Origin of the sequence: Asinibacterium sp. OR53 (assembly GCF_000515315.1) — a bacterium.
Classification (GTDB): Bacteria; Bacteroidota; Bacteroidia; order Chitinophagales; family Chitinophagaceae; genus Sediminibacterium.
In genome coordinates this window covers 1174303-1201237 of sequence record NZ_KI911562.1, presented here as the reverse complement: position 1 = coordinate 1201237, position 26935 = coordinate 1174303, and the positions used below count along the sequence as shown (strand labels likewise).

The 26935-nt window shown below is 43.1% G+C and carries 23 protein-coding genes; 11 read left to right on the top strand and 12 right to left on the bottom strand.

Features of this window, described 5'->3' with window-relative positions; all coding sequences use genetic code 11:
- Position 1: 1 nt before the first annotated feature.
- Positions 2-1159: an XdhC family protein gene (locus tag SEDOR53_RS0105380; protein WP_037360619.1), complete on the top strand. Its 1158-nt coding sequence runs from the start codon at positions 2-4 to the stop codon at positions 1157-1159.
- Between the two features lie 11 nt (positions 1160-1170).
- Positions 1171-1779, top strand: a complete 609-nt coding sequence (locus SEDOR53_RS0105375; protein ID WP_198018813.1) for an NTP transferase domain-containing protein — start codon at positions 1171-1173, stop codon at positions 1777-1779.
- Positions 1780-1810: 31 nt separating this feature from the next.
- Here the strand turns inward: SEDOR53_RS0105375 and SEDOR53_RS0105370 are convergent, their stop codons facing one another.
- From SEDOR53_RS0105370 to SEDOR53_RS0105340, 7 genes are all read right to left on the bottom strand, one after another.
- Complete coding sequence (locus tag SEDOR53_RS0105370; RefSeq protein ID WP_026768799.1) at positions 1811-2758, bottom strand: DUF1259 domain-containing protein; 948 nt, start codon at positions 2756-2758, stop codon at positions 1811-1813.
- A 65-nt stretch (positions 2759-2823) separates the two neighbouring features.
- A complete protein-coding gene (locus tag SEDOR53_RS0105365) occupies positions 2824-3732 on the bottom strand; it encodes a metallophosphoesterase (protein ID WP_026768798.1) in 909 nt (302 codons plus the stop codon).
- 66 nt (positions 3733-3798) lie between these two features.
- Positions 3799-5589 (bottom strand): RagB/SusD family nutrient uptake outer membrane protein, encoded by a 1791-nt coding sequence (locus tag SEDOR53_RS0105360; RefSeq protein ID WP_037360617.1) that lies wholly within the window; start codon positions 5587-5589, stop codon positions 3799-3801.
- An 18-nt stretch (positions 5590-5607) separates the two neighbouring features.
- Positions 5608-9042 (bottom strand): TonB-dependent receptor, encoded by a 3435-nt coding sequence (locus tag SEDOR53_RS0105355; RefSeq protein ID WP_198018811.1) that lies wholly within the window; start codon positions 9040-9042, stop codon positions 5608-5610.
- 201 nt (positions 9043-9243) lie between these two features.
- Entirely contained in the window at positions 9244-10434 is a 1191-nt protein-coding gene (locus SEDOR53_RS0105350) for a FecR family protein (protein WP_037360614.1), read from the bottom strand.
- Positions 10435-10511: 77 nt separating this feature from the next.
- The gene (locus SEDOR53_RS17200; RefSeq protein ID WP_051416505.1) at positions 10512-11093 is read right to left on the bottom strand and encodes an RNA polymerase sigma factor; all 582 of its coding nucleotides are present in this window, start codon (positions 11091-11093) and stop codon (positions 10512-10514) included.
- A 173-nt stretch (positions 11094-11266) separates the two neighbouring features.
- Entirely contained in the window at positions 11267-11491 is a 225-nt protein-coding gene (locus SEDOR53_RS0105340) for a hypothetical protein (RefSeq protein ID WP_037360611.1), read from the bottom strand.
- Positions 11492-11818: 327 nt separating this feature from the next.
- On the opposite strand from SEDOR53_RS0105340, the gene SEDOR53_RS0105335 reads away from it, so the two are divergent.
- The 3 genes from SEDOR53_RS0105335 to SEDOR53_RS0105325 all read left to right on the top strand — a co-directional run bounded on the left by SEDOR53_RS0105335 (position 11819) and on the right by SEDOR53_RS0105325 (position 13629).
- A complete protein-coding gene (locus SEDOR53_RS0105335; protein WP_026768793.1) occupies positions 11819-12784 on the top strand; it encodes an AraC family transcriptional regulator in 966 nt (321 codons plus the stop codon).
- Positions 12785-12895: 111 nt separating this feature from the next.
- Complete coding sequence (locus tag SEDOR53_RS17195; RefSeq protein ID WP_051416504.1) at positions 12896-13327, top strand: MauE/DoxX family redox-associated membrane protein; 432 nt, start codon at positions 12896-12898, stop codon at positions 13325-13327.
- 47 nt (positions 13328-13374) lie between these two features.
- Positions 13375-13629, top strand: a complete 255-nt coding sequence (locus tag SEDOR53_RS0105325; RefSeq protein ID WP_026768792.1) for a DUF6520 family protein — start codon at positions 13375-13377, stop codon at positions 13627-13629.
- Positions 13630-13676: 47 nt separating this feature from the next.
- On the opposite strand, the gene SEDOR53_RS0105320 is transcribed toward SEDOR53_RS0105325, so the two are convergent.
- The 3 genes from SEDOR53_RS0105320 to SEDOR53_RS0105310 are packed head-to-tail and all read right to left on the bottom strand — an operon-like array spanning position 13677 to position 19685.
- Positions 13677-15200, bottom strand: coding sequence for a TlpA disulfide reductase family protein (locus SEDOR53_RS0105320; RefSeq protein WP_026768791.1), 1524 nt, complete (start codon positions 15198-15200; stop codon positions 13677-13679).
- A gap of 22 nt (positions 15201-15222) precedes the next feature.
- Positions 15223-16605, bottom strand: coding sequence for a RagB/SusD family nutrient uptake outer membrane protein (locus tag SEDOR53_RS0105315; protein ID WP_026768790.1), 1383 nt, complete (start codon positions 16603-16605; stop codon positions 15223-15225).
- 17 nt (positions 16606-16622) lie between these two features.
- Positions 16623-19685 (bottom strand): SusC/RagA family TonB-linked outer membrane protein, encoded by a 3063-nt coding sequence (locus tag SEDOR53_RS0105310; protein ID WP_198018810.1) that lies wholly within the window; start codon positions 19683-19685, stop codon positions 16623-16625.
- 701 nt (positions 19686-20386) lie between these two features.
- Between SEDOR53_RS0105310 and SEDOR53_RS0105295 the strand changes: the two genes are divergently transcribed.
- The gene (locus SEDOR53_RS0105295; protein WP_051416502.1) at positions 20387-20701 is read left to right on the top strand and encodes a helix-turn-helix domain-containing protein; all 315 of its coding nucleotides are present in this window, start codon (positions 20387-20389) and stop codon (positions 20699-20701) included.
- 113 nt (positions 20702-20814) lie between these two features.
- Here SEDOR53_RS0105295 and SEDOR53_RS0105290 read toward each other — a convergent pair whose 3' ends face one another.
- Entirely contained in the window at positions 20815-21093 is a 279-nt protein-coding gene (locus tag SEDOR53_RS0105290; protein ID WP_026768786.1) for a hypothetical protein, read from the bottom strand.
- Positions 21094-21355: 262 nt separating this feature from the next.
- On the opposite strand from SEDOR53_RS0105290, the gene SEDOR53_RS0105280 reads away from it, so the two are divergent.
- From SEDOR53_RS0105280 to SEDOR53_RS0105260, 5 genes are all read left to right on the top strand, one after another.
- A protein-coding gene (locus SEDOR53_RS0105280; RefSeq protein WP_369751278.1) for an IS3 family transposase occupies positions 21356-22476 on the top strand; the annotation gives its coding sequence in 2 pieces (ribosomal slippage) (positions 21356-21617 and positions 21617-22476; 1122 coding nt in all).
- Between the two features lie 143 nt (positions 22477-22619).
- Positions 22620-22994 carry a hypothetical protein gene (locus tag SEDOR53_RS0105275; protein ID WP_026768784.1) on the top strand — a complete coding sequence of 125 codons (375 nt, stop codon included), beginning with the start codon at positions 22620-22622 and terminating at the stop codon, positions 22992-22994.
- Positions 22991-24085: a hypothetical protein gene (locus SEDOR53_RS0105270; RefSeq protein WP_026768783.1), complete on the top strand. Its 1095-nt coding sequence runs from the start codon at positions 22991-22993 to the stop codon at positions 24083-24085. Before SEDOR53_RS0105275 ends, SEDOR53_RS0105270 begins: the two co-directional genes overlap by 4 nt.
- A 58-nt stretch (positions 24086-24143) precedes the next feature.
- On the top strand, positions 24144-25451 hold the full coding sequence (locus SEDOR53_RS0105265; protein ID WP_157576711.1) for a hypothetical protein: 1308 nt from the start codon (positions 24144-24146) through the stop codon (positions 25449-25451).
- A 519-nt stretch (positions 25452-25970) separates the two neighbouring features.
- On the top strand, positions 25971-26216 hold the full coding sequence (locus SEDOR53_RS0105260) for a helix-turn-helix domain-containing protein (protein ID WP_026768781.1): 246 nt from the start codon (positions 25971-25973) through the stop codon (positions 26214-26216).
- A 116-nt stretch (positions 26217-26332) separates the two neighbouring features.
- On the opposite strand, the gene SEDOR53_RS0105255 is transcribed toward SEDOR53_RS0105260, so the two are convergent.
- Positions 26333-26911: an O-methyltransferase gene (locus SEDOR53_RS0105255; protein WP_026768780.1), complete on the bottom strand. Its 579-nt coding sequence runs from the start codon at positions 26909-26911 to the stop codon at positions 26333-26335.
- Positions 26912-26935 lie beyond the last annotated feature (24 nt).

The window sequence follows — 26935 nt, the reverse complement described above, 5'->3', positions numbered from 1 at the left end:
TATGACGAAAGAAATAAGCGATATCCTCACCGCGTTCAAAGAAGCGCAGTCTAATGGCCGGCAGATGGCCCTTGCAACGGTTGTGCATGTGGAAGGTTCTTCTTACCGCAGACCGGGCGCCCGCATGCTGGTGGAAGACAACGGAAAGATCACCGGCGCCATCAGCGGCGGCTGCCTTGAAGGAGATGCTTTGAAAAAAGCCCTACTCGCCATCAACCAGCAACAAAACAAACTGGTTACTTATAATACACTGCACGAAGATGATGTAGAGTTTGGTGTGCAACTGGGCTGCAATGGCATTGTTCATATTTTGTTTGAACCCATTGATCCCTTACAAGCCAATCATCCCATTGCTATATTGGAAAAATGTTTTTTACAACGGAAGGATGCCGTGGTGGTTACGCTCTTTTCATTAGAAGACTATCATGGACACCAACCCGGGACCTGTTTCTTTTTCAACGGAGAAATCACATACAGCTCCATCAACGACAACAATCTCAAAAGCGCTGTACAGGAAGATGCGGCGGCTGTACTGGCCAGCAAAACTTCGTTGCACAAACAATACCCCGAAGGCAATAACCTTACCGCCTTCATTGAACTGTTACAACCGCCTGTTTCATTGATCCTTGTTGGAGCGGGCAACGATGCTTTACCAATGACAGCAATGGCTGCTGTTCTGGGCTGGCAGGTAACAATCGTGGATGGAAGGGCTACACATGCCAATACGCAGCGTTTTCCCAACGTGTACAAGATCATTGTTGGAGAGCCCGCAGCCATCATCAAACAAATAACAATAGATCTGAGAACTGTTTTTGTGTTGATGACGCACAATTATAATTACGACCTGGCCATGCTGGAACTGCTCCTGCCCATGCAATGCAGGTACATAGGTACCCTGGGACCAAAGAAACGATTGGAGCGCATGATGGCTGCATTTCAGGAACAGGGCATACATATAGGCGATGAACAAAGTGCAGTTATACATGGTCCAACAGGTCTTGATATCGGTGCAGAGGCAGCAGAAGAGATCGCCTTATCGGTGCTGGCAGAAATAAAAGCGGTGTTGGCAGATTGCGAAGGCGGCTTTCTGCGTAACAGGTTGGTGAGCATTCACCCGCGCACAGCATTCATGCTGCTGGAAGCAAGTGCTGCACACTAAACACCAGATCAATGGCAGAAGAGAAAATGCATACCGGCAACATTGGAGTTATCATACTCGCCGCAGGAGCTTCTTCGCGATTGGGCACTCCCAAACAGTTACTCTTATATGCCGGCAAAACACTGGTACAACATGCATGCGAAGCAGCCATCAATGCCAATGCAGGTGCCGTTATTGTTGTTTTAGGAGCCAATGCCGGTCTTATCCAGGAAGCGCTTAACAACAACGCGGCACATACAGTCATCAATACTGAATGGCAGGAAGGAATCGCATCTTCCATTCGTTATGGAATAAAAACATTCACTGAACTGAACCCGCTTGCAGAAGCGGTGGTGCTGATGTTGGCCGACCAGCCTTATGTAACCACTTCGTCATTGAAGCATTTAATCGCCGCCTACCAGGCAACCGGCAAGCACATTGTTGCCAGTGCGTACGGCGATAGCTTTGGCACGCCTGCGTTGTTTCACAAAAACATTTTCCCTGAACTACTGCAATTGACCGGTGATGCAGGAGCCAAAAGCATCATACGCCGTCACCTAAATGAGGGTGCATTCATTCCCTTTCCTGAAGGGAATATAGATGTAGACACTGCAGAAGACTACCGGAAACTGATCGGCTGATTGATTGCAAAGTCCGCGTGTAGTACAGCCACTATTTTTTTGCCTTCGTTTGATCCAGGGCCAGTCTCAATCCTTTTGCCAACTGTTCAACAGGTCCCACGCCCCAATAATGCAGGAAAAATATACGCGGCTGCTCGTGTACCATGTGGTTGTGTACGGCCACTACTTCGATGCCATTTTCAACCAATGCTTTTATTACGGGCGCTACTTCCGATTCCAGCATGGTGAAATCGCCGGCTACGGCCGCTCTCTCAGGGGTACCCTGCCAGGCCGCCCAGGTATTGAATCCCATGAATGTGCTTATCGCAATACCGTGCTCTGTTAATGTTATGTCAGGCCGGCCAATGGTGTACTTATAAACGCCTTTACCCATTTCACCTTTATAACCCATCACAGAATCGAGCGCGGGAATATTCAATTTGTTTACTACGCTATCGGGTTTGCCTTCTTTAGGATCTTTGCCACGCACTTGCTTTACTTTATCGAATATGGCTTTGGCACCGCTGCAAACAGTTTCCATATTACCTCTGCGATCTACGTGCATGTACATCACGTTGGGATGGTTGCGCACAAAATGGTTGTGTATGGCGGTAATTTGAAAACCCTGTTTAATTACTTCAGCCTGTACCGGTTTTAAATCGGTCTCTGTTACAATAATATCACCCATGGCCATTACACTGTCGGCACAGGAAGTGAATGCGATCCAACTACCCAATCCCATCGGCGGAATGATCTTGAATCCATCCACTACAATCTTCAGGTCGTTTTGCGGTACGGTTATTTTATACTCGCCGTTCTTGGCCATTCCTTTCATGCCGGTGAGCTGTTCTATTTTTGCCACATCCAGTTTGCTGCTGCCGGGCGGACAAGCAATGGTATCTTTTTGACCAGCGCTATGCATAGCGCTCTCACCTGCCGGCTGGTTATTGCAACTTGCTAAAACAATGGAAACTACTGCTGAAATGAAGAGGGTTTTCATGGGTGATAATTTTGCGAGGCTAATTTAGCAAGTAAATTGGGAGAAATTTAAGACTCAGCTCCTATTTAAAACGAATGCGGGTGATAAGCATTATGCATCGTTCCATCATCAAATAAATCGATGATGGCATAACCGGGAGGGGTCTGCTGGCAATACCCTTTACCAGCAGAATTTTTATCTCCATCCTCCCACCAGAAACCGCTTAAAGCGCCATTACAACAGTACTGCACATTATTGTACACAACATTGTCGAGCAAATGAATGTGACCGCTGATACAGGTCTTTACTTTTCCCTTATGCTTATAAAACAAGTTCACCAGGTATTTATAATCGGTATGCATGCCGCCTCCATCCATATAACAACAGGCTGCCAGCAAAGGATAGTGGCTCATGAGCAAAGTGGGTGTTCCGGCAGGTAATGCAGCCAGGTCTTTCTCCAGCCAGTCCCTTTGTTCATCATCGAGTGAGCCGGCATTTTTATTATTGCTGTCGAGCACAATAAAGTGCCATCCCTTTTTATCAAAACTGTAATAGCGATGCGGGATATTCAGTTGTTGCACCACATAATCTTTTCCATACATGGCATCGCTTTTATCAGGCGCAGCCCACCACATATCGTGGTTGCCCAGGCAACTGTACATTTCATACTCACTGAATTCCTTACGCAGCCGGTGCCATATATTCCACTGTTCGTTCACTCTCTCCCTGGTGATATTGCCGTAATCGGCAGCATAGATGGTATCGCCACCGTTCAAAAAGAAATCCACTTTGTGTTGCTTGATCAGCTCCATGCATTTCCTGAAACGGTTGGGCGCATCCAGTTCGGGGCGCATATGCACATCGGTAATATGTGCAATACGCAATATTCTATTAGATGACCGTGCAGCCGCTTCGGCTGTAACAGCCCCAACACCACTCAATGCCAGCGTACCTGCTGTTAATCCTATGTTCTTTAAAAGGTTTCTTCTGTTCATATAATACCTGGTTGATACAAAATGAAAGGACCCCGGTGAGTCGGGATCCTTTTTGATAGCTTTTCATTACCAGCCGGAAGGCTGTTTCAAATTCGTGTTCAGCACGGTTTGCTGTAAGGGTATTGGGAAATAATAATACTTGGGGTCGATGAAATTGCGGGGCTGACTCACGTCTTTGCTGAACATGATGTTACCCGATGTTCCATTTGACAAATAATAGCTGCTACCATCGAGGTAATAGACCGGTGCATTCGCCGGCAAACCGGGAACCGGTTGTGCAGATTGTGCATTCTGCCAGATCGCAATATCCGGTATGCCATCGCCGGTTACATCTATGCCACCCAAAGCTGCTACATAAATACCTTGCGAAGCTTGTGCCAATGCGGGTCCTGCTTTCCAACGCAGCAGGTCGTTCCAGCGCAGTCCTTCACAGGCCATTTCAACGCGACGCTCTCTCCTGATCTCCAATAAAACGCCCTGGTTGTTTCCACCGGTTAAAGGAAACCTGGCTATTTGCGCCGGATCGGGGCTGGCATTCGCGGCGGCCATATTCAGATCGGGCATCGCCACCCGCCTGCGTAAGAGGTTGATGGTTTTATCCAGGTCTGCCTGTCCCAGTGTTCCCAGTTCTGCTTTGGCTTCTGCGTTGGTTAGTAATATTTCGGCGTAACGGAAAATAGGCAAGTCGGTATAATCGGCTACCCATCCCTGGCGAAGGTTCGGATCGCGCGGATAAAATTTCACTTGCAACATTCCTCCAAAATCCGGTTTGATCAGGTAGGGTTGTCCGCCTGGCGTGGTAGAAAATCCCGGAGGCATGATGGTCTCAGCCATGCGCGGGTCGCGGTTTTTGAACATCTGTACAAAATCTTGTTTATCGAAACCAGCCTGAGATGTGAAAGGCGTACCATCATTCATAAGAAAATCGTTGGCCAGGCTACGACTCAATGCCCACTGCCAGTCGAGCACCACATGTGTGTTATTGGCCACACCCAGGCTTTGATCGTTCTTTTGCAGGAAGATGACTTCTTTGTTGCCCGACAGGTTGTTGCTGGAAAACATCGCACGGAAATTCGTTGCACCCGCGCCGGTGTTGTAAATGGAGAAACCGCCATTCGCTATCACCGTATCTGTTGCAGAAGCGGCCCGCTGCAAAAACCGCGGGGCAGTGTTCTGCAAGTTCAACTCTGTATGGTACTTCCTGAATGTACCTTCGAAAAGTGCTACCCTTGCCAGCAAAGTGTATGCTGCCCATTTGGTAACGCGGGTATTGGTTCCGTTGTTCATGGAAGCGCTCACATTGGTGGCAGCAAATTCCAGGTCGTTCATCACGGAATCCATTACCATAGCGCGCGGATCGCTGGCTTTGTAGAGCGATTGATCTGAGGTTTGCATCACGTGTGAATACCATGGCACATCGCCATATCTTTTCACCATATTGAAATAAAAGAGTGCGCGGTAGAAACGGGCTATACCAATATAATGGTTGATAGCAGCCTGATCGCCGGTGGTCCTGGACACATTGTCGAGCATGAAATTGATGCGACGCAGTTTATCCCAGTTGTTCCATCCTCCCACATTATCGGGAGAGAGTTTACCCCTGATGAGGTTATCCAGTTCAGCACCTCCGTTATAAATGGATATGTCATCGGAGAAATTATCGGCAGAAGGATCGCCGTAAGCAGCGCCCATCATGGAATAGAAACCATTGGTATAGGTTTCCAGGTCGCCAGGGCTTTTGAAGAACTGGTCGCTTGTGATCTCTGTTTTAGGATCGCGTTGCAGGAAATCTTTGGTACATCCCGTTAAAGCAGCGATCAAACAAAACGGCGTTATGTATTTAATATATCGTTTCATGATTAGTGATTGGATGGATTAAAAGTTAAGGTTTAAGCCAAACGAATAGGTGCGCTGGAAAGGATAGATATCTCCGCCGCGTTTAGCACCCAGTGATTCCGGGTCGAGCCTTACTTTGGTATGTGTGAACTCGAACAGGTTTTCAGCACTGGCGTAGAAACGCAGCCTGCTGATCCCGGCCCTTCTCAACAACGATTGTGGAAGCGTATAACCAACGGTCAGGTTCTTACAACGCAGGTAGCTGGCATTTTGCAGGTAGCGGTTATTAGGTATAGCCAATTCCTGCATCCAGTCTTCCGCTATATAAGATTTCACCCTGGGGAAATAACCATTGGGATTGGTGGGTGTCCACCGATCCAGGTTCTGAACGGTAACGTTGGTCCATGGCTGGGCGTAAATTCCCCAGAAATAAATATTGCTGGGCTCCGGATACCAATCTCTCTTTGCAATTCCCTGCATGAAGATGCGCGCATCAAAGCCCTTCCAGGAACCAGTAAATTCAAAACTGTAGGGAAGGTGCGGTGAAGCGTTGCCGATCTTATACAAATCGCCCGGATCATTGACTGTATACTTTCCAAAATTCACTTTGCCATCTTTGTTCCTGTCGGTGAATTTGAGATCACCTACATAGAAAGTGTAGTTGTTATCGTCTTCACCCACTGCAGAATAATCTTTGGCATTGATCTCATCCTGCGATTTGAAGAAACCGTCTACACCAAGACCCCATATCTCTCCCAGTTCCTGTCCTTTATAATAGTTATTGAGTGAAAGGGTAGGATTATCGAACCGGGTAATCAATGCCTTGCTGTCGGCCAGTGAAGCTGTGAAGTTGTAATAAAAATCAGAGCCGCCAACTTTCACTTTATCATGCCATGATAATTTCAATTCAAATCCTTTGGTTTGCATATCACCTGCGTTTACCATAGGTACACCAGTACCAAAAACAGCAGGTAATGTTTTACCAGGTACCAGCATGCCATTCACTACCCTGGAATATTTATCGAAGTTCAGTTCCAGGCGTTTATCCAGTAACAACATGTCTACTCCGAAGTTGGTGGTATTCACTTTCTCCCAGGTATAGCTGGGTGATACGGCGCCGGGAACATTTACGGCAGAAGGCAGACTGCTTCCGAGTATCTGGCCTATCTGCGGCGTAAAACTCATAGTAGGTATATAACCATATTCCGATACAGATGCCTGGTTACCCAATGAACCATAAGATGCCCTAAATTTCAGGAAGTCGATACTTGTGGCTTTCTTAATACCGGCAAAGAAAGATTCTTCAGAGATCACCCATCCTGCAGAAGCAGAGGGGAAGAAGCCCCAGCGATCGTTTTTAGGGAAACGTGAACTACCATCGTAACGGCCATCCAGTTCCAGCAGGTAACGGTCTTTGAAATTGTAATTCAACCTGCCGAAGAAGCCCTGCACCGCCCATTCGCGAATGGTTTCAGATTCTGTCATGGAACCCGTACTGAGGTTTACGGTAGGCAGGTTATAGGAGATCAATCCATTTCTTACTGCTGAATTGGAAATACTGCTGCGTTCTTCCTGGTTAAAACCGGCCAGTACGCTTATGAAATGGTCACCGAATTTTTTATGCGCGTCTGTGTAAAGATTGTACACATTGTAACTGGTGTTGTTCGTTTTATTGGTAGATGATCCGGTAAGTCCGCCCGCATATTTCACAGGCCCATTGGGTCCGTCTATGTATGGAACAGGTTTCTCATATCTTTTTTCGAGACTGGATGTTCTCTTGAAAGTAGCGTCTCCCTTGATGCTCCACAAATTTTTCAGAATAGAAGCATTGAAAGAGAATGTGCTCTGGTAATCATTCAGTCTTGAATCGGAGCGGCCGCCCTGCTGTATAGATCCCAACTGGTTGGCGCCTGCCGAAGTCCAGCTACCATCGGGGTTCTTGGGCACATCGAAAGCAGATTGCCTGTTGAGGTTCCAGAAATAATTCCCGTCGAGGTAAGTGGGTGAATTATACAGTATGTTGGCGAAGCTGGTGTTATTACTGAACGTAAGCCAGGGTGTTACATTGAAGTCAACCTTAGCGCGCATGTTGTAACGCTTGTAGGTATCGGGGTTGTAACGTATGATACCATCCTGGTTATAATAATCCATAGAAAAGTAATACGCCAGTTTATCTGTCTTCTGTGAAAGGTTCAGGTTGATGTCCTGTGAAGGAGCAGTTTTATTGTACCCTTCTTCGAGCCAGTTGGTATTGCCCATGTACAGGTACTTGTTGGGATTATTCGGATTCACGATCACTGCAGGCAGTGATGGATTCTGTGAACGCTGCTTGGCATAGTCTACCATATAAGCAGGCCATGCCGGGTTGTACAGGGGAAAGGCCGCCTGGTTCTTGATGGTGATCGCAGTGTACGGATCGGTAACAATCTCAGGCAGTTTGCCCACGGTTCTGTACGAAGAATAGGCATTGACGTTAACGTTGAGTTTATTGTTCTTGCCCGATTTGGTAGTAACCAGTATCACACCAAAAGAAGCCCTGGCGCCATATATAGCAGCGGAAGCGGCGTCTTTCAGCACAGTTACACTTTCTACATCGGTAGGGTTCAGGTAAGTGAGCTCGGCTTGTGTAGCGGGAATATTGTCTACCAGTATCAGCGGCTCTCCGCCATTGATGGAAACGGCGCCGCGTATGTTCAATGCAGCAGCGGTGTTAGGTCTTCCATCGCCATTGGTAATATTGAGGTTGGCAACCAACCCTTGCAATCCGGAGCCAATATTATTGATGGGGCGGCTTTCGAATTCTTTAGCACCCACTTTATCGGTAGCACCGGTAAGGTTGGCCTTGCGCTGTGAAGCATAACCCACTACTACGATTTCATCTACATTGGATTTCTGCTGCTCCATTACAATGTTGAGCGTGGTGTTTTTGGTAACACGTATCTCAACGGACTGGTAACCTACATAAGAGATCACCAGGGTACCGCCCTGTTCGGGTATCTCCAGGGTAAAGCTGCCGTCGTTGGCTGCCGTAGTGCCTCTATTACTTCCTTTCAGTTTGATGTAAGCGCCGGATAGCAGTTGTCCTTCGGCAGAAGTTACGCTTCCCTTCACCTTGATGGTGGGTGGCGGTGGGGGAGCTGGTATAGGTGTAATCACTGCATGCTCAACAGCAACGGCCTCCTTTTTCTCTTTTACCACGATCGTCTTATCGATGATCACATAGCTGAGCGGTTGATTTGCAAAACATTGATTCAGGGCCTGCTCCAGCGATGCGTTCTGTACATCGATGTTTACTTTCCTGGATTCTTTCAGGGTCTTGTTCTCGTACCAGAAAAAAAACCGGGTCTGTTTTTCGATCTTTTTGAAGACTTGCTCCAGGCGGGCGTTCCGTTCCGAGAGGGTAACGGTTTGCGAGTAGCCGCTGGCGTTCGCTTTCAGCAGGCCCACGATGAAGAATAAAATAACGAGTCTCATGACCAATAACATTTGAGCAATTGAATTCCTCCTTTTTTTACCGCAGGGGGAACTGCAAAGAGCTGGTAAATGCATAACTTTGTTTTGTTCCGATGACCTCGGAACAGGTTTGGGTTAAAAAATAAGCAGTGTCAACAATTGTATTTATGGATTAGCCCGACATTCTCCGGGTTCCGGGCCAACGGAATCCGGTTTTTTATGCTAGGGCATTACTACAATTCTTTTGTTTTCTATTTTGAAATGAATATTGCTTTGCTCCAGTATCTTCAGCACATTCGAAGCATTGGTGTTCCTGCTGATCTTTCCTGAGAACTCGCGCTCGGGAGTATTGCCTTCATAGCTCACTTCAATATCGTACCACCTTCCTATCTGGCGCATGATGGTTTTGATATCGGCATTGCTGAAATCGAAGAGGCCATCCTTCCATGCCATCACAGCTTCCAGGTCCACGTCGTTATTCAGTTTGATGTCGCTGTTGGCATGCATACTCGCCTGCTGACCAGGCGCCAACAGTTGTGAGCGATGGGTGTTGAGCTGGGTAACATTTACTTTACCCTGCAGCAGGGTTACTTTCACAGCAGCTTCATCGTTGTAAGCATTCACGTTAAAATGGGTACCGAGTACACGTATTTCGTTATCGCCATTCTTTACAATGAAAGGCATGGCGGCATTGTGCGCCACTTCGAAATAGGCTTCGCCGGTGATCTCCACCCTTCTTTCTTTACCTGCAAAAGCAGTGGGAAAATGCAGTGATGAAGCGGCGTTGAGCCAAACCTTTGTTCCGTCTGAAAGCACAACCTGGTACTGACCGCCTTTGGGTGTGGCGATGGTATTGTACCGTATTTCTCCTGTGTTGCCGCTGGCTGTGTTATAAGCCAGCTCACCGTTGTTCAGCTTCAATATTTTAGTATTGCCTTCCTGGCCCAGGGTACCGTTGTGGGCGCTGTCGAGCAGGATGGTAGATCCATCGGCCAATGTAAGTATCGCTTTATCGCCACCCGGTTTGAAATCTTTAACAGCAAGCGGGCTTTTTTCATGGATGTTTTTTCCTTGCTTGTTGAAGAACAGTCCATAACCGATTGCTACTGCCACCAGTACAGAAGCGGCCACTGCCATTCTTCTCCATAAAACAGTTACCACTTTACCGGTTGGTTGTTTCTTTAAAGCAGATGCCTGAATATGTTCGGACAAGCTTTGGTACACTTGTTTTACTTCGGCAGTGTACGATTCCCTGTCGGGCAAGGATTCCAGTTGCCTTTGTACCAGGCTTTTCAGTAGTTCGGGGTCGTTTCCTGTCTCGAATTCCTTCATCAACCACTCGGTTTCTTCCTTTGAGCATTCGTTGTTCAGGAAACGGGCGAACAATTCTTCCAGTCTTTCGTGTGGAGACAAAATTTTGCTTTATAGCTAATACAATCCTGGGGAAAAATCCCTCTGCCCGGAAATTAAAAAACTATGTTTCCTTATTGTTAACAGCTCCAAAGGGTAACCAACAAGGCAGGGATGATGAATTCTTTGTTTTTGATACAATATTCCCTGAGAAAGCGGTTGGCTTTTACAATATGGTCGCTGATGGTGGAGATGGAAATGCCCAGCAGACCGCTGACTTCATCGTAACTTTTGCCTTCTACCTTACAAAGCTCAAATACCTGCTTGCGCTGGGGCGGCAAGGATTCTATGGCATTGTGCAGGAAACTCTTTTGTTCTTTGGAAAAAAGGGTTTCTTCTACGTGTGCGTATTCTTCGGAAGATTTGGATACCAGTTGTTGTAGCAGCGCTTTTTCGCGGGAGGCTTTTTTATAGAAGTTGCAGACCATGTTCTCTGCAATGCGAAAAAGATAGGAGCGAAAAGATTTTTCTGTATCGATATGCTGCCGGCGGTCCCATATTTTCATGAACACATCCTGCAATATTTCCTGGGCTATCGATTCAGATTTAAGCAGTTTTAATAAGTTGCCGTATAATCTTTCACTGTATAAAAAATAGAGCTGCTTAAATGCCGCTTCATCACCGGCAATCAATTGTTCAAGCAGGTATTTCTCATTACACATAACAGTATCACCTAAGTGATTTGATTAATCGGAGGCAAAGGTAAAACCACTGAAAATTCAATGGTTCGCCGTCAGATTAACTTAGCATTACCAAATCTAGTGACTTGTTTTATACATTGATGTAAGTGCAATAAATCACACAACCGATTGCGGAATGAAAATCTTACTTATTCTTAACCAATGTTTTCACGAATAGAGTTGTTCTCAGCATTCTCTTCCGTTTGATATAAGTTAGCAAACAAATCGTTTTTTCGTTTTTGCTCTTGCGAGCGTTCGGCAGACTTATCTTTAATAAATTTGTGCATTCGAGCAATTTTATCCTTATTCCATTTCCTACCCTGACGGAGCCCAATTTCCAATTTGAACTCTTTCTCATTTCTTTCTTTCATGGTTGTCATTACTCCCAATTTTTTATCAATTTATTGATTATCAGGAATAAAGCCTCGTATCAGCCTTTGTTTTATCAGCGAAAACAGTTGTAATGGGTAAAAAGAATGGGGCAGCATCAATTTCGATGCGGCCTTTTTGTTTGGCATACCTTGTTTCACATTTTATTTATTTGAATATAAATGACTCATACTGCGTCTTCTGAAACAAGAGTTGTTTACATTTACAGCACCATGCATGTATTTACTACCATATGAGGCCATCCAGGTGTTGATCCTGCCTTATATGTTGCTTCAGTTCCCCCGTCATCAACTGTTTACCTGTAAACATCTTCTGCTATGGTAATAGTATCGGAGCTTGCGCATGGGAAAATGCATTTTCACAAACAACGGCTAACTACACGGAGAATTTATCCGGCCTTTTATATTCCAGAGGGAGAAGCTTTTGAAGCATCCAGTATGGCTGTTGATATTTTTTATCAGTACTTCTCAAATAATTCATTCAGTTTATTTCATTGTATTGTTCATGTACATGAAGACAGTGTGTTAAGTGTACAATCTGTTGACGAATACTGGTCTTGCCAATTGATCTATAAAAGCCATCTTACCGGGAAATCTAATGGCAAAACATTTAAGTATTTGCAAGGGCAGGTATTGCTGGGTGAGAAAAAACTTACCGAACATAGTTTTTACCTGAAAGCGGGGTGTGTATATGAAATGCTTGCTATACCAATACCTCCTGAATGGTTATTACCCCTTGCAAAGGCCCGCCATCTGATTAGTAAACCTGTATGGGGCCATTACAAAATGCTGGAAAGCTTTGAAAAGGTGATGAAGGCACCTAACAAGGATGGCCTGCCGAAAGAGTTGTTCGAATGGGTTGTACGAACAGTTACCGGCAATACTGCCAAAGAATGGCCTATCAGTGAAAGACAGGTAGATAATCTTTTCTATGTGCAGGAACAGATGAAACTAGACCTGCACAAGAAAGCAGGATTGAAAGCCTGGGCTTCACAGGCGCAAATGAACCTTACAACTTTTAAATATTTGTTCAACCAGGTTTTTGGTGTTACGCCCTATAACTATTTGTTGGAAATGCGCCTGGAAGCTGCTAAAAAGATGGCTGTTGAAGAACCTGATCTCAGCCTTGCTGCCATCGCAGAACGCTGCGGTTTTATTACCTATAAAAACCTCCACAGATTATTTTATACAAAGGAAAAAATGACCCTCACTGCATGGAAGAAATTGCAGCGTCTCTTACAAATGCTCATTGCCTCTGATGTATTGGATACTTGCTGGTTATAGTGATATGACAAATCAGCAATTTTTTGTACCAAAAAAGCAATATGTCTTTAAGGCTATTGTATTCCGTTTAGGGCGTTTCTAATTTCACATCTTCAATGATAGTTCAATCCTATGAAAAGACTATTTTATCAACTCATCGTTCTATTGCTGGTAGCCTTATACAGCTATACAGCTACCAGTAAGTGGGCGGATTTTATAAAGTTTCGTAACGAAATGATGAACCAGCCGATTGCTCATTGGGTTGCAGAATCATTGATTTACACTTTACCTGTTGTTGAGCTGGCTATTGCACTGGGGCTGCTTGCCGAAAAGTTTAGAAAAATGGCTCTGTTGCTTTCGAGTGTACTGTTATTATCTTTTACACTGTATGCATATGCTGTTATAATAGGCGGCTTTAGCAGGATACCATGCAGTTGCGGAGGATTCATTGGTGAAATGACCTGGCTGCAACACCTGTTCTTCACTCTTATCTTATCAATAGCGAGTTTTTGGTCGTTTTGTTCGTCCAATCAAAAATTATACATGTATAACAGGAGTAGCTGAAAACCTGTAGAAAAGAGTAGGCAAATTGTTGATCCAAATCTTAATTTATGAAAAAGTTCAGTTTTTTATTGATGGGCGCCTTTGTCATTGCGGTTGCCAGCGCTTTCACTGCCACTAAACCTGTAATACAGACCACCGCTTACGGTTATACAGGAACAGAGTGGAAGCAGGTCAACGTAGAGGATGTCAATGTCACTTACAAATGCAATGCTGGATCTAGTTATTGCCTCTACCAGGACCCTTCTTTCGCTAATCCGTTACCAGGTCAGACACCTAATAAAGTGTTTGTCTCATTAAGGTAAATCGGCCATTAAAACAAGGCCATCAATTGATGGCCTTGTTTTAATTTTTACGGTATAGCAGCAATTTGAGTAGCTAGCCGATCAACATCTTCTTTAGTAATGGGTATAAAAACATTGGAATCATGAAGTCGCCCCCTGCTATCTACAAGCAGAAGCTTAGGCGCTCCTCCAATTCCATAATGTTGCAAAAAAGGATGCTGTACGCCCCATCCATCTGTATAAAGATTCAGATGGTCTTTACTCGTGTATTTACCTGAAGCTACACTTTCCTTCCAGATTGATTCTTCCTGATCCATGCAAATGCTGACCAATACAAAGGAGTCATCATGTTTCAGCAGTTCATCCAATTCGCTAAGTTTCGTTGCAAGTTTAATGCAGGGCATACAACCAGTGAACCAAATATCAATCAGCAGTTTCTTTCCTTTCAGCTCTTCTAGGCTCACTTTCTTACCCCCAACACTGGTAAGTGTAAATGGATAACAATCCTTTATTGAAAAATAGCGTTCGTACATGTCCTTCAACAAGTGCTGGTAAATCATATTGTTCTGGTCATTCATTACGTGCAGAAGCATTTCATCCAAACGACCAACCGGAATGGTATAAGATAATAAGTAAGCTATAAAGCCGGTAGCTAATCTGGCAAATTGCCGCTGTTCTACCATTCTCATGATGGGCAGATATTCAATAGCTTTTGGCAAATACTGAATATGATTAGGGTTTAACATTCTAGCTTTTGAAAGCACTTTGCTTATCTGGTAATCCAGATAAGCTGATGAATGAATCCTCCCTTCTTTACTGGTCGTGTACCTTTCCATCTCATCCCAGAGTCTTTGATGATAAATAACTTTCAGCCTTTCCAATTGGGCTGTAGAGTCGGGAGAGCGTTTTGCAATTGACCATTCTGTTCTCCAATCACCCATTAGTTCTTCCAGGATAACGTAATAAATATCAGCTTTCATAGTACCGAAGACAGTCGAAGAAACTCTGCCTTTGTAAAGGCCTAATTCTTTCAATAGCCTGCTTCTGGAGTCTCCAAGAATACTATCATGGTATCTCCACCGATCTTCCAGGTTCTTCTGCTCCAAAAATCGTGGCGGGCCTGATGTAAAAGCTTCTTTCCTGATTACCTCTCTTAAACTATCTAAACGAAAGTTCACCTCATACTTGGTTGCTCCTTTTCCATTAAAGCGAAGCCCTTGGTTCATGATATTTTCAGATGGTTTGATCCCTGTAGTGTCTACACTTATCAATACATGGTCACCAGGTTCCAATAGATAGTTATCCAGATAGAGCCTGGGCCAATGGTTGGATTCAGCTTGAAAATAGCAAAGGTTATTCGCTAAAGGAATGATGATTTCACCTTTACCGTTATGGATAGGAACTCGATAGGCTGTGGAAGCTACTCTGGTTATCCCAAGTTTTTGAGGATATATCAATAGCGTCATCGTGTCAATTCTGAAGTCATTGAATTGAAACTTCAAACACGCACTATTACTCCCATTTTTAAATCTTTGGGAATATCCCCAACGAAATAGGCCGAGAAGTATTAAAATCAAAAAATATTTTTTCATGTCTATTATTTTAAAGTGCGAGCTACCTGAGATTTTGGGCGATGCCGCTCAAGGTAATTTCGTCGTCCGGAAAAGGAAAAATATACCTGGGATCGTTGGGAGAGAGCGTATAACTGTTTGGGGTTAACTGACGAGTAAGGGTAATATTGGCTCCTTCCTGGTTATATCTTTTTAGATCAATCCATCTAAGCCCTCTCCAAATCAACTCTTTCCGCCTCTCCTGCCGAATAAGCAGAAGTGTTTCCTGCACTGAATTTGCCTGGTACGGAATATAAAAGCCCATTTTCCATCTTTTTGAGAGCAAATGATTTAAATCATTTAGAGCGGCGGATGTATTACCCACTTTTGCAAACGCTTCTGCCCTATTTAGATACAGTTCATCGGTTGTAAGGCCAGTAAAAAGTAGAATAGTACCGCTATAACCACTTTTGAACCCAATTTTTCCAGGGGAACCACTAATAGATCGAAAATAAATCTGTTGGCGAAGGTCATTACTTGAATAAGATTTATAGACATTCGTATCTGCAAACACTACATTGGAATAAGTAACAGCCACTTCTAATGTTGGCATGCTTTGAGAAAAATAAATAGATTCCTCATTGTACCGGTCGAAGGGAGTGTTTGTTCTTGTATCGATCGTATTATAGTCTATCAATTTATGATAGAGCATCAATGCGCTGTCTGCCATTTTCCCGGCTAAATCATATTGGCGGCAGGCAAGATAGATACGGGAAAGCAATGCATAGGCCGCTGTTCGGCTAGGCCTGTTCTTTTCCCTCAGCGGAATAGCATTTTGTAGCCATTGAAGTGATTCCCTGGTGTCGGCAATGGTTTGATCTATACATACTTGCAGCTTACTACGCTGCTTGATAGTATGGATATCTGTTGACAAACGAATGGGTATCCCATCAAGTGTTCCTGCACTGGTACTATCGTATGCGGGGGCAAAATGAAAAATCAGGTGAGCCATAGCATACGCTCTTAAAAAAAGAGCTGCACCTTTGATGTCCCTCCACTCAACGGTATCTCTGGACAACGGGTGTATCTTTTCCCATTGTTCCAAAACTATATTGGTATATAATATTTGTTGATTAGGAATACTCCAATCGTCTAATTGCCGCTGGGCCCCATATAGATTTTTCTCCCAGATATAGAGATTGTGTTCCAATGCCGAAAGAGCATTCCAATCATCTGGCTCCAGGTAATAATTATCAGCAGAAACTTCTCCAATACCAGGTGAATAACTGAATACATATGTATTGTTCAACAACGCTCTTAAGTCAGTAAGGGTACTGGGAATCACAATATTGGTATTAGGCTTGGCATCCAGGAAGCTCGTTTTGGTGCAGCCTGGTACAGCCAGAATAGAAAACAGCACGAATAGGTATAAACAAATATTTTTCATGGTGTAAAAGATTAAGATTAGAATTTGAGATGAACGCCAACACTATAAGTAGTAGGAACGGGATAGCTGTTAACAGTATTAGGGTCCATTCCTGCTTTATTGGCTCGCCAAAGAATGCCCAGGTTATTTGCATAACCATAGAATTGACAGGTGATCTTGCCGCTCTTTGTAGACAGTGCCCAATCATAAGAAAGCCGGATGTCTTTGAGCCTGATATGATCTCCTCTTTCAATAAGCGGATCGCTGTACTGGTAGAATTCATCTCTCGCATATCCTGCAGGATATACCATAGAAGGCACAATAGTATGCATTTCATCTCCCGGTTTTTGCCAGCGTAAATTGTAATCTGCATTCACAAGCGTACCGGTAGAAGCTGTGGCGGCAAAAAGATTATAGTAATGGATAGAATTTCTCCTGAAATAGTACCCGAATTCATAGGTAACATTTGCTGAAAACTTGAAACCTCGCCAGCCGAGTTCATGTCGCAGTCCACCAAAACTGGTGGGTCTTCCCGGCCCCTTGTAGAGCAGTTCATCTATTGATAAAGGATTGATTAGCCGGTAATAATCCGTACTGGTTTTTCCTTCTACTATCCCTTGTGGATGACCGGCTTCATTATTCAGCCCTGCCCAAGGATAGGCAAACACTGCACTCCAGGGTTTACCTTGTACTGGATTGTTGGCTATGGACGTAACAACATAGCTGGCTTGATCAGGTTTAACGAGATAACGGGTAATCTCCTCGGCCGCATAACTATATAGCATACTGATGGACCAGTCCCAGGTGCCTTTCACAGGATGTGCGTTGAGCACGACATCAAACCCTTTCGTATGCATATCAGCCACATTTTGTCTGAACAGACTTACGCCAGTCTGTGAAGCAACAGGGCTATTGCCCATCAGGTCTCTGCCCTGTTTCACAAAAACATCCAGGCTGCCCGATAACAAGTCTTTTTTGAATGAAAAATCTATTCCTGTATTTAGTGTACTGATTTTTTCCCACGACAAATCCGGGTTAGGCGGATTGATAAGATATTCCGTAGGCTGCTGAAAGAAACTGGTATAAAAAACCCCGGCAGTAGTTTTTGCAGTGGTTGATTTATCTACGTTTCCGCTGTAACCATAAGTCAATCTGACTTTCAGGTGGTCAATATTTCGCGCTTTAAAAAAAGATTCTTTGGAAACTACCCAGCCGGCCCCAATAGACCATAGCGGAATACTTCGCTGGTTGGCGTTGACACCAAAGAGGTTGGAAGCATCTTTGCGAGCGCTGATATTAACCAGGTAACGGTCTTTGAATTGGTATCCAATATTAGAGAAGTAAGACAGGTAACGATCTGTGAGCCCTTTTTGACTATTCATCAGGGGAATGCGGCTGGTAAATCCATAAGGCAATGTGAAAAAGGGAGTTACCAGATTAACCGCGACATCGGTAGTATTGTCAGCATTGTATCCGTATTTGCGAATACTTTCACTAAAGTTTTTGTAATCACTTATCTCTGCCCCCGTTAGAATATCCAGCTTATGCTTATCGCCCCATTGCTGACGAAAATGGACCTGTGCTCTGGCTTGGTGTGTATGATACTCGGTAATTGTTCTATCAAAAATATCTCCTAGAGGAATTGCCCTTGCCACAATGCTGTTCATATAATTCGGTTGTGAGTAGCGATTGATCAAATCCCTGGTATAATAACTATCCTGGGCTTGTAAATTGTTACTGGCGGCATTACCCTTCTGGAACTGGTAGTATAGCGCAGCATCGATCGATCTGTTGATCCTGAACTTTAGGTGTTGCACCAGCCGGTATTCAACGAGATTGGTTTGCTTGTTAATGAGATCGCGCTCCCGTAGTGGTACATATGTCCAGTCGAGCAACTGACGCTGCCCGATGGTATCAAGCCACTGCTTACGGTAATCTCTGTATACGGGCAGAGCATTACCATTATTATCTACAAAAAGGGTGTAAATGGGATATGATAAGCTATAAGCTGAGGAAGGGCTTTGTGATCTTGAAGTTGTCAGGTTCACTTCCGACTGTAGCGACAGTTTTCCGGAAAGCAATTGGTAAGTATTAACGCCACGAATGCTGAGCCGGTTCTGATAGTCTCCGATTACAGGTCCGCTAGACTGGTCATACCCTGTAGAAAAGTAATAGGATTGCTGTGCACTGCCACCACTTAGAGAAACTGCATATTGTTGAGCAATTGAAGGTTGGTAGAAATATTTGAGAAGCCCTGCCTTGCTATCCTGCCTGGAAAGCAGTTCAAATTGGGCCGCTGCTTCGGTTGGGCTAATTATTCCGGCCTTTTGCCGGGCCAGCAGTTCGATGCCCGCGGGCAAGCTTTGAAACCGTGAACTGATCCGATAGTTATAATACCCTTTGTTGAATAAAAATGCTTCCAACCCTAAGTAATCTTCGGCACTGATGGTGGGGCGGTAAAACAAATCAGGCTTACTGCCAATAGTCAGGTTTGCCAGCACCTGTACGTTGTTTTTTTTGTCTAGACCCGCTTTTTTTGTGGTAATAACGATTACACCGTTACCAGCACGTACACCCCAGATAGAAGAGGCTGTTGCATCTTTGAGCAGTGTAATGGTTTCTACATCATTAGGATTAATGGAATTAATATCTCCCTGGTAAGGGAAATTGTCTACAATAATCAGGGGCTCTGGATTGGCAAAGATGGTACTGCGCCCGCGAATCATAATGCCGGATTCGTTGGCCGCCGGAGTTTTGTTCCGGTTGAAGATGAGCCCGCTAGCAATACCATCCAGGCGGTCAAGAATATTGGCACCAACCCTTCTGTTCAGCAGTGCCGTACTGACCTGCGTAAAAGAGCCTGCTGAACGTTCTTTAGGTAATTGCTGGTAACCTGTATTGACAATCACCTCAGTGAGTGTGGCAGAAATGGGTATCAGAGACAAATGGATCGGTGATGGGTCGCGAATAACGATCTGCTGAGACTGATAGCCGGTTAGATTCACAACAAGCGTATCGGGCAGCTTGTCGATGGCTAGGTTAAATTGCCCCAGTTCGTTACTTGAACTGGGGCGCCTGGAATGAACCAAATATAGGTTCACATCAGCGAGGGGATGAAAGGGAGCCACAGCTGAGTGGACGGTTCCTGAAAGTATCTTGTGGGGGATAGGTTGAGCGATGCTTAGCCATGGGCAAAGCAGTAGCGGCAAGCAAAAGTAGCGCATGTTTTGCAGTTAGGTTTGTAAAAAATCAGGTGAAAAAAAATGAATGGGCACCCTAACCTCACACCGGATTTTTAGGTTTTTTTGCGTACTGAGATTTCAGATGGGAAAGAAGACCGCTATGGAGAAATAAGAGAATCCAAGGTGCCTTTTGAAAAAATTTAGCGATGCTACAGATTTTAAAATGCTTGTAAAGAGTGGAGAAGTCTGTTCTTCCGAAAAGGAATCGACTTTTGATTAGATTGGCTAAAATGATAGCCATTGTCGCTTGAATCATCAAACGGTTCTGTATAAGTTTTTCTAAATCAATCCATAAAGTCATACCCAGCTTTTTTTAGCGGTTAAACCGTTTACAATTGATCCAGAGTCTGTATTGTGGAGAAAAAGGACGTGGAACTCCACTTACTGTCTTGAGGCCCTAGGAAGCCAAGCCACAATAAGGGAGCCCACGCCGTAGCATGAGCCCTTCACTTATTGTCATGTGGCTTTGAAATTTCCTAGGTTTCAAGACAAGACTCAAAGCGAATAGCTTCAATTAATTCTATCGAAGTATCGCAAATGTCAACTTAGTATTTGATAAAATGCTAAGTGTAGATGATAAAGATAGTAAAAATAATGACAAATTCGTCATTGTTAGAAAAAATCTTTCTCGGTCCCTTTGGTATTACGTGAAGCAGATAAAAGATACCAAACTTTTGCAAAAAATTTCTCTTGTATTAAAGCAGTTACGAGAAACCAAAGGTCTGACTCAAGAAGAAATCTTTAATGAAACTAATATTCATATAGGACGAATTGAAACTGCAAAGGTGAATGTTACAATTAGTACATTATCAACCCTATGCAAATTCTTTGACATTTCTCTTTCTGAATTTATTAAAAGAGTAGAAAAACTTTAGAAAAATGCTACCTGACTCTAAGATATTGAGAATGATATCCCTTAAGCAAGAGGAAGATAAAATCTTATCATAACTGCTCTATTTTCATCCTTGACTTTTCGTTAAGAAAAGCATCATAATTGCTTTTCATTACTATAAAGAATATGAGCTGCATCTATGAGTCTTTCGATTTTTTCATACAAAACCGTAATCATCACTTTCTCGTCTGAATCAAATCCTGTACTGAAATTTTCGCAAAATGTACTTACTAACCATTCCCATATAAGCACTTTTATTTCATCATAAGAGAATGTATAAAATAGGTCTTTAATTACCAAATTAGGGTTTTGACATTCTTCTTCTGAAAGTTTGTGTGTCGAAATTCGAATATTTGGCACAATAGCAGTTACCATAATACATAAGGTTTAAGGATGAATAGCAAAGATCCTTTTTCATTTCACTCTATGATTAGGTAGAAATACGCATTTTTGAAAGTACCTTTTGTGTAAGGCTTCAAAATTTCCCTTAATTTCACAAGATAGTGAACCTTTCTCCGATCATTTATCACTTGCATAAACTACTAGCTTATGGCGCTTTGTAAGCTTCCCCTGAATGTTACCCATGTGAGGTTAGAGTTAACGACCAAAAGCTTGTTAACTTTAAACTTTGAAACACATGAAAAAAGGAAGATTTACCGAAGCGCAGATTGTATCTGCAATGAAGAAACAGGAATCAGGAATTGCTGTTAAAGAGATTGCCCGAGAGATGGGTATCAGCGAAGCAACGTTTTACAATTGGAAGGCTAAGTATGGAGGCATGGAAGTGAGTGATGTTGTAAAAATGAAGCAGATGGAAGCTGAGATCAGTGAGTACAAGAAGATCGTGGCGGAGTTAAGCCTGGAGAACCGGGCAATGAAGAACCTGATCGCAAAAAAGTTTTAACGCCTGAAGCGAAACGGGAAACTGTTCATCATCTGATGGAAGAAGAGCAGTTAAGTAACCGTAAGGCGTGCGAACTGGCAGGTATATCCCGCAACACCTACCGGTATCAACCAAAACCTAAGGATGACAGTGAAGTTCAGGATGCACTGACGGTTTTAACAACCAAACATGTTGCCATTGGATTTTGGCAGTGTTGCTATCGTCTTTGGAATAAAGGGCATGAATGGAATCATAAACGGATCTATCGGGTATACACAGATATGAAGCTGAATATCCGTCGCAGAGGCAAGAAACGGCTCCCAGAGCGGATAAAGCAACCCTTAAACGTTCCAACAGCACCTAACCAGGTATGGAGCATTGATTTTATGACCGACACGCTCGTAGATGGCAGAAGGTTCCGATTGTTCAATGTGATGGATGATTTTAACCGTGAATCGCTGGCGATAGAGGTTGACACCTCACTTCCGGCACTCAGGGTGATCAGGGTACTGGAAAGACTGATTGTTCAGCGAGGCAAGCCTGCCAATATCCGTTGCGACAATGGCCCAGAGTTTATCAGCCACAAACTGGAAGAGTGGTGCAATGATGAGCAAAGACAGATTACGATACAATTTATTCAACCGGGGAAACCCACACAAAATGCATACATAGAAAGGAAGAATGGAAGCATCAGAAGAGAAGTATTGAATGCTTACCTGTTTTATCGTTTGTCAGAAGTGAGAGAACAGACCGAAGAGTGGAGGATCGACTATAACACTGAACGACCACACAAATCGTTAGGTTATCTCTCACCGATCAGGTATGCGCAAATGATGGAAGAACGAAAAAACCTTATCTTAGAAAACTCTAACTAAGCGTGGGTAAAAATAAAGGGGAGCCGACACTAGTTCCTTACCCCCACCCACTTTTATTGAATATAGATGTAATCAGAACATGGTTCTGAGGCGCAATCATTTATATATAAATTAACTGAAAACAGAATAAATAAAAACGTCCTATGCCTGATATTTATTTGGACCCTTCGCAAGACCTAGCAGTGAAAACCAAAGTAAATTCCCAGCAGAATGTGGGATACTCCATTTCCATAAATGATGCTAAAGGAAAGCAGTTGGAAACTTATAGTGGTAATTTGGGACAGAATCAGGATACAGCTATTATTCCTCTCAAATCAAAAGCAGGTAAATATGGAGGATGCTTTATTAACGGAATTATCGATATAGCAGATCCTAATGGTGAGGGTAATACCTATAAGATCAATTTTTCAGTCGTGCAGAATAGTAGTGAGCTAACGCCCATTATTAGTATGCAAGGAAAAACCCAGGACGAAACGGTAACCAGGTACCCGCAATTTCATATAAATATCCCGCTGTGAAAAGATTCTCTCTCATTTTGGCCCTGCTTATTTTATGTAATCACATCGCTGCACAGATAGACAGTTCACATGTCATAAAAGTCGGTTGGGGCACATTGGATTATGCGATTCCCGAATCACCTGCTTTTAAATTACTAGGAAGTAATCCAGATAATATTCTCAAACCAACATCCGTGAGGACGGTGGCTTTGAGTGTAGGTAATTATTTTTTATCCTCAGGTAGTACTATTCCTAAAAGCTTAGCTGTTGAAATTTCACCTTTACTGTTTAATAGAAATATTAGCCTATACGATTATAATAAAAATAAATTCTGGTACCGATTTCGTTTTTCGTTAGGGACTAGTACTTTAAGTAATGGTGGCTATGGTGTGGCGGAAGGCATTAGATTCACCATCGTAGATAGAAGTGATCTTCGAACAGACAAGGAGCTGGATGTTTTTTTTGGGCAATACTTACAAAAAGATGCAGAAGCAAAGAGCAAAGCAATAGCATTGTATGCAGCACAAAACGATATCAATACCAATGATGTATTTCGTAAGCTTGGAGATGAAGAACATCCGGATACGGTTTTGCAGAATAGAATAAAAAAAATTTCGCTTCAATTTCTATCTGACAGATCTACGGATCCATCTGCTTTAAGTGCGTACCGGGCACGTCGAAAGCAAGAATTGTGGAATGCTAGTATTTGGGAAGTAGGAGCGGCTGCTTTACAGACCTCTTCAGATTCCCTCGTCAAGAACCTTCACCTCTCACAGGTGGGATTTTGGAGTACGGCTGGGTTCCCCTTGGGGAAGAAAGGGCAATTATTGTTTGGAGCCAAGTTAGGTATCATAGATAGTGTTCAGTGGAATACCAACGTATCACTAGGAGAGCGTATCTTTTATGGAAGTAATAGTGTAAGAGCTTTTTTGCAGACTCAATATGAGTATAAAAACAATATGAATAATTTTACAGGTAGTATTGGTTGTCAATTCAATATTCTTAATGGTATTTGGGGTGATTTCTCTATAAATATTGTCGTTGATGGTAATGGCAAATTATCCTACCGTCCGGGCTTCAGTATAGCGTTAGCTAATCCCGAACAAAAGTGACGGCTTCTAGTATTTTGTAAGTATGCGCATATATCTTGACACAAATGTTTTTCAATACTTGGAAAAGCCAGAAAACAAGGGCCTCTATGATTTGATCCTTGCTGATACTGAAGATAACTACTACTGTTTCTCAGAAGCCCATATTCAAGATTTGGTGCAAGATAAAACAGATCATAAACTAGCCGATATGGCTTTTATGGAAACCATTGTAGCTAACAATTGCTGGACACATGATAAAGAAAGTATGGATGTACGTTTCAGGACACCAAATCAATATTACAGGGATTTCCATTGGAATGTCGGCACAGATATAATGACTTCTGATGATGCCATTTCTACGACCATCCGGGAAGCCTTTCGCACGATTCCTCTGAATTGGAATCAATTCCTTGACACTTCACAGCTTCCCGCTGACTTTCCAGAAGACATGCGAGCCGTCATCCTGGAACCATTTACCATGTTAGACTTTATGGAAGCTATGCTTAATATGTCTGAAGCCCTTTCTGTGGAACAACTCCGGTTTAAACAGTTGTTGCAATACTTGCATCGTTCGATGGGTGAATATGCACTGTTTGAAAAAATGGGCATTTATGGATATAATGGAAAAGAGATTACCGACTTTGAAGCTTTTGCGGAGTCTTTCAAGAAAATGGTTTACGAACGAAGTACACAAAAGGACCTCTACAATCTGTTCATTGAAATGCAGCACTCGCTTGATTTTTTCGGAATTGTCAAAGGAAAACCGAAAAAGCAAAAGTTCATGAGTTTGCTCAATGATGGTAAACATGCTTATTATGCTGGACATGCGCATATACTTGTTACTCGGGATACGGATATGATTGCTAAAACAGAATTGATGTATAAGATATGGGACATTGCCACAATGGTTATGACCCCCCAGCAGTTTGGGGAGCATCTCGCTAAAAAGAAACCGGAATTTAATTCTGTTGCAGAGTTATTCGCACAGTTCAATCATGCTCCAAAACTTCCTACCTTCTATGAAAAGTATGATTTGGATGAGGCTTTTATACAAAAAGCGCTTCCTGGTACTTATTTAGGTTATTTCAATACTCTTACCATCGCTACCGCGGGCGGACATACCTATAACTATTTCATTCAGAACTTTCCGAAAATCGGTTCCCCGATTCTGACTGTTGAGCTAGAACGCATGGTAAATATACTCGTTGAATATTTTGGGACAGATGAATTAAAAAATAATAAGTTTGACCGAAAAGAACTGGAGAACGGCAACTGGAAAGGAAGAGAATGGCGTGTAGGTGAAATGGGTATTATCTTTCAGCTAAAGAAAGAAATGATACTCTATTTTTTTAAAACAGAGCCGAAGAAACAAAAAGCCACAGAATAATTTATTATGACTGTTACAGAAGTTCCACGCCAAAACTGATACAACCTTCTGTGTTGCAGCTTCTTTCAGCTCCGCCTCTCATTATTATAAATGATATGAACAGCATCGATAAGCTTCCCGATTTTCTCATACAATATAGCGATCATAGCTTTTCCTGAGCATCTAATTCACTGGCGAAATTTTCGCAAAATGTACTTTTTTACCATTCCCACATTAACTCTTTTATTTTTTCGTGGGGGTAGGAAGAAAACAAATCGGCAATTACCAAATGTGGGTTAATGAGTTCATCGTTCGATAGATTGTACAATTTAGTTCGAGGGGTTGTAACAGTTGTTTGTATCATGGTTTAAAGTTTTGAGATATTTAGAACAAAAATATCTATTACAACCCAGTGCCTGATTAGGTAGAACTACCTGATTAATTCGGTTTAATAAAGAAATCTTCTCTTTATTTCATATTCAGTATTCAGACTTCCTTATAGGTGATTGTTTATTATGAAAGTTTTGCTCATTTTTATATATGACCGATAAGCAAGTGGAAAAAACAAAAATCGACCTCTATGTGATTAGAAAGGTCAAGGAGAGAAGGCTCAAAGTGGGTATGTCCCAGGCCGATCTGGCTTATGCTCTTGACGTATCTGTTGGCTTTATTGGTAAGATTGAAAGCCCTAATTACCCTACCCATTACAATATTAAACATCTCAATGATCTTGCGAAAATACTGAAATGCAGCCTCCAGGATTTCCTGCCGAAGAAGCCCTTATAATTATATTCTTAAAAGAAAAGCATTTTAAAAAACAGCATTACCCTTATCATCTAATGGAAGCAGGTTATGTGTAGCCAGCTTCAATATTCTTGACAGATCAAACCTGTTTTGCTGTTTTATTTTTTCACTGCAATAATGATCCCGCTTGCCCAGGCTTGTTTTGTCAGCACCAGGTCTTCTCTTGCTTCAAGGCATGCGACCAGTTTTGTTGCTTTATCCTGGTGCCCCTCCGGCCAATTGGCTTGCGGCAGCATATCGTCTACAATATAGAGACCACCCTTGTTCAGCATCGCCAACACTTCGTCCAGGAGCAGGTATTTTCCATGCCAGGTATCGGCAAAAATAAAATCAAACCGCTGATGTCTATTGCTTGCTATCCATTCACCACCATCGGCCTCAACCAGGTTCAGGCGATCATCAGGTTCAAGATTTTCTTTGGCGATCTTCAGAAAAGAAGGGTCGTTGTCTATAGAAATCAATGTAGCTGCCGCATCCATCCCGTCGAGTATCCATGAGGTGGACAGGCCCGTACCTGTTCCTAATTCCAGCAATTTACCCGATGGCCTGGAAGCAGCAAGGGTTCTCAACAAAGAACAGGTTAACACATCGGATGCCATGGTAAACCCCGATAATTGCGTGGCCGTAACAATGTTATGATATGCGCTGGGAAACGGCTGGTTGATCTCTTCTGTCAATGATATAGCTGTTTAAACGTTCAA

Bases quoted from the DNA above. Each gene is read 5' to 3' on its own strand.
- SEDOR53_RS0105325 (WP_026768792.1), top strand. From the start codon at position 13,375: ATGAAAAAGTTCAGTTTTTTATTGATGGGCGCCTTTGTCATTGCGGTT.
- SEDOR53_RS17200 (WP_051416505.1), bottom strand. From the start codon at position 11,093: ATGTGTAATGAGAAATACCTGCTTGAACAATTGATTGCCGGTGATGAA.
- SEDOR53_RS0105360 (WP_037360617.1), bottom strand. From the start codon at position 5,589: ATGAAACGATATATTAAATACATAACGCCGTTTTGTTTGATCGCTGCT.
- SEDOR53_RS0105275 (WP_026768784.1), top strand. From the start codon at position 22,620: ATGCCTGATATTTATTTGGACCCTTCGCAAGACCTAGCAGTGAAAACC.
- SEDOR53_RS0105375 (WP_198018813.1), top strand. From the start codon at position 1,171: ATGGCAGAAGAGAAAATGCATACCGGCAACATTGGAGTTATCATACTC.
- SEDOR53_RS0105320 (WP_026768791.1), bottom strand. From the start codon at position 15,200: ATGAAAAAATATTTTTTGATTTTAATACTTCTCGGCCTATTTCGTTGG.
- SEDOR53_RS0105315 (WP_026768790.1), bottom strand. From the start codon at position 16,605: ATGAAAAATATTTGTTTATACCTATTCGTGCTGTTTTCTATTCTGGCT.
- SEDOR53_RS0105260 (WP_026768781.1), top strand. From the start codon at position 25,971: ATGACCGATAAGCAAGTGGAAAAAACAAAAATCGACCTCTATGTGATT.
- SEDOR53_RS0105355 (WP_198018811.1), bottom strand. From the start codon at position 9,042: ATGAGACTCGTTATTTTATTCTTCATCGTGGGCCTGCTGAAAGCGAAC.
- SEDOR53_RS0105295 (WP_051416502.1), top strand. From the start codon at position 20,387: ATGCTAAGTGTAGATGATAAAGATAGTAAAAATAATGACAAATTCGTC.
- SEDOR53_RS0105340 (WP_037360611.1), bottom strand. From the start codon at position 11,491: ATGACAACCATGAAAGAAAGAAATGAGAAAGAGTTCAAATTGGAAATT.
- SEDOR53_RS0105290 (WP_026768786.1), bottom strand. From the start codon at position 21,093: ATGGTAACTGCTATTGTGCCAAATATTCGAATTTCGACACACAAACTT.
- SEDOR53_RS0105370 (WP_026768799.1), bottom strand. From the start codon at position 2,758: ATGAAAACCCTCTTCATTTCAGCAGTAGTTTCCATTGTTTTAGCAAGT.
- SEDOR53_RS0105335 (WP_026768793.1), top strand. From the start codon at position 11,819: ATGGTAATAGTATCGGAGCTTGCGCATGGGAAAATGCATTTTCACAAA.
- SEDOR53_RS0105380 (WP_037360619.1), top strand. From the start codon at position 2: ATGACGAAAGAAATAAGCGATATCCTCACCGCGTTCAAAGAAGCGCAG.
- SEDOR53_RS17195 (WP_051416504.1), top strand. From the start codon at position 12,896: ATGAAAAGACTATTTTATCAACTCATCGTTCTATTGCTGGTAGCCTTA.
- SEDOR53_RS0105365 (WP_026768798.1), bottom strand. From the start codon at position 3,732: ATGAACAGAAGAAACCTTTTAAAGAACATAGGATTAACAGCAGGTACG.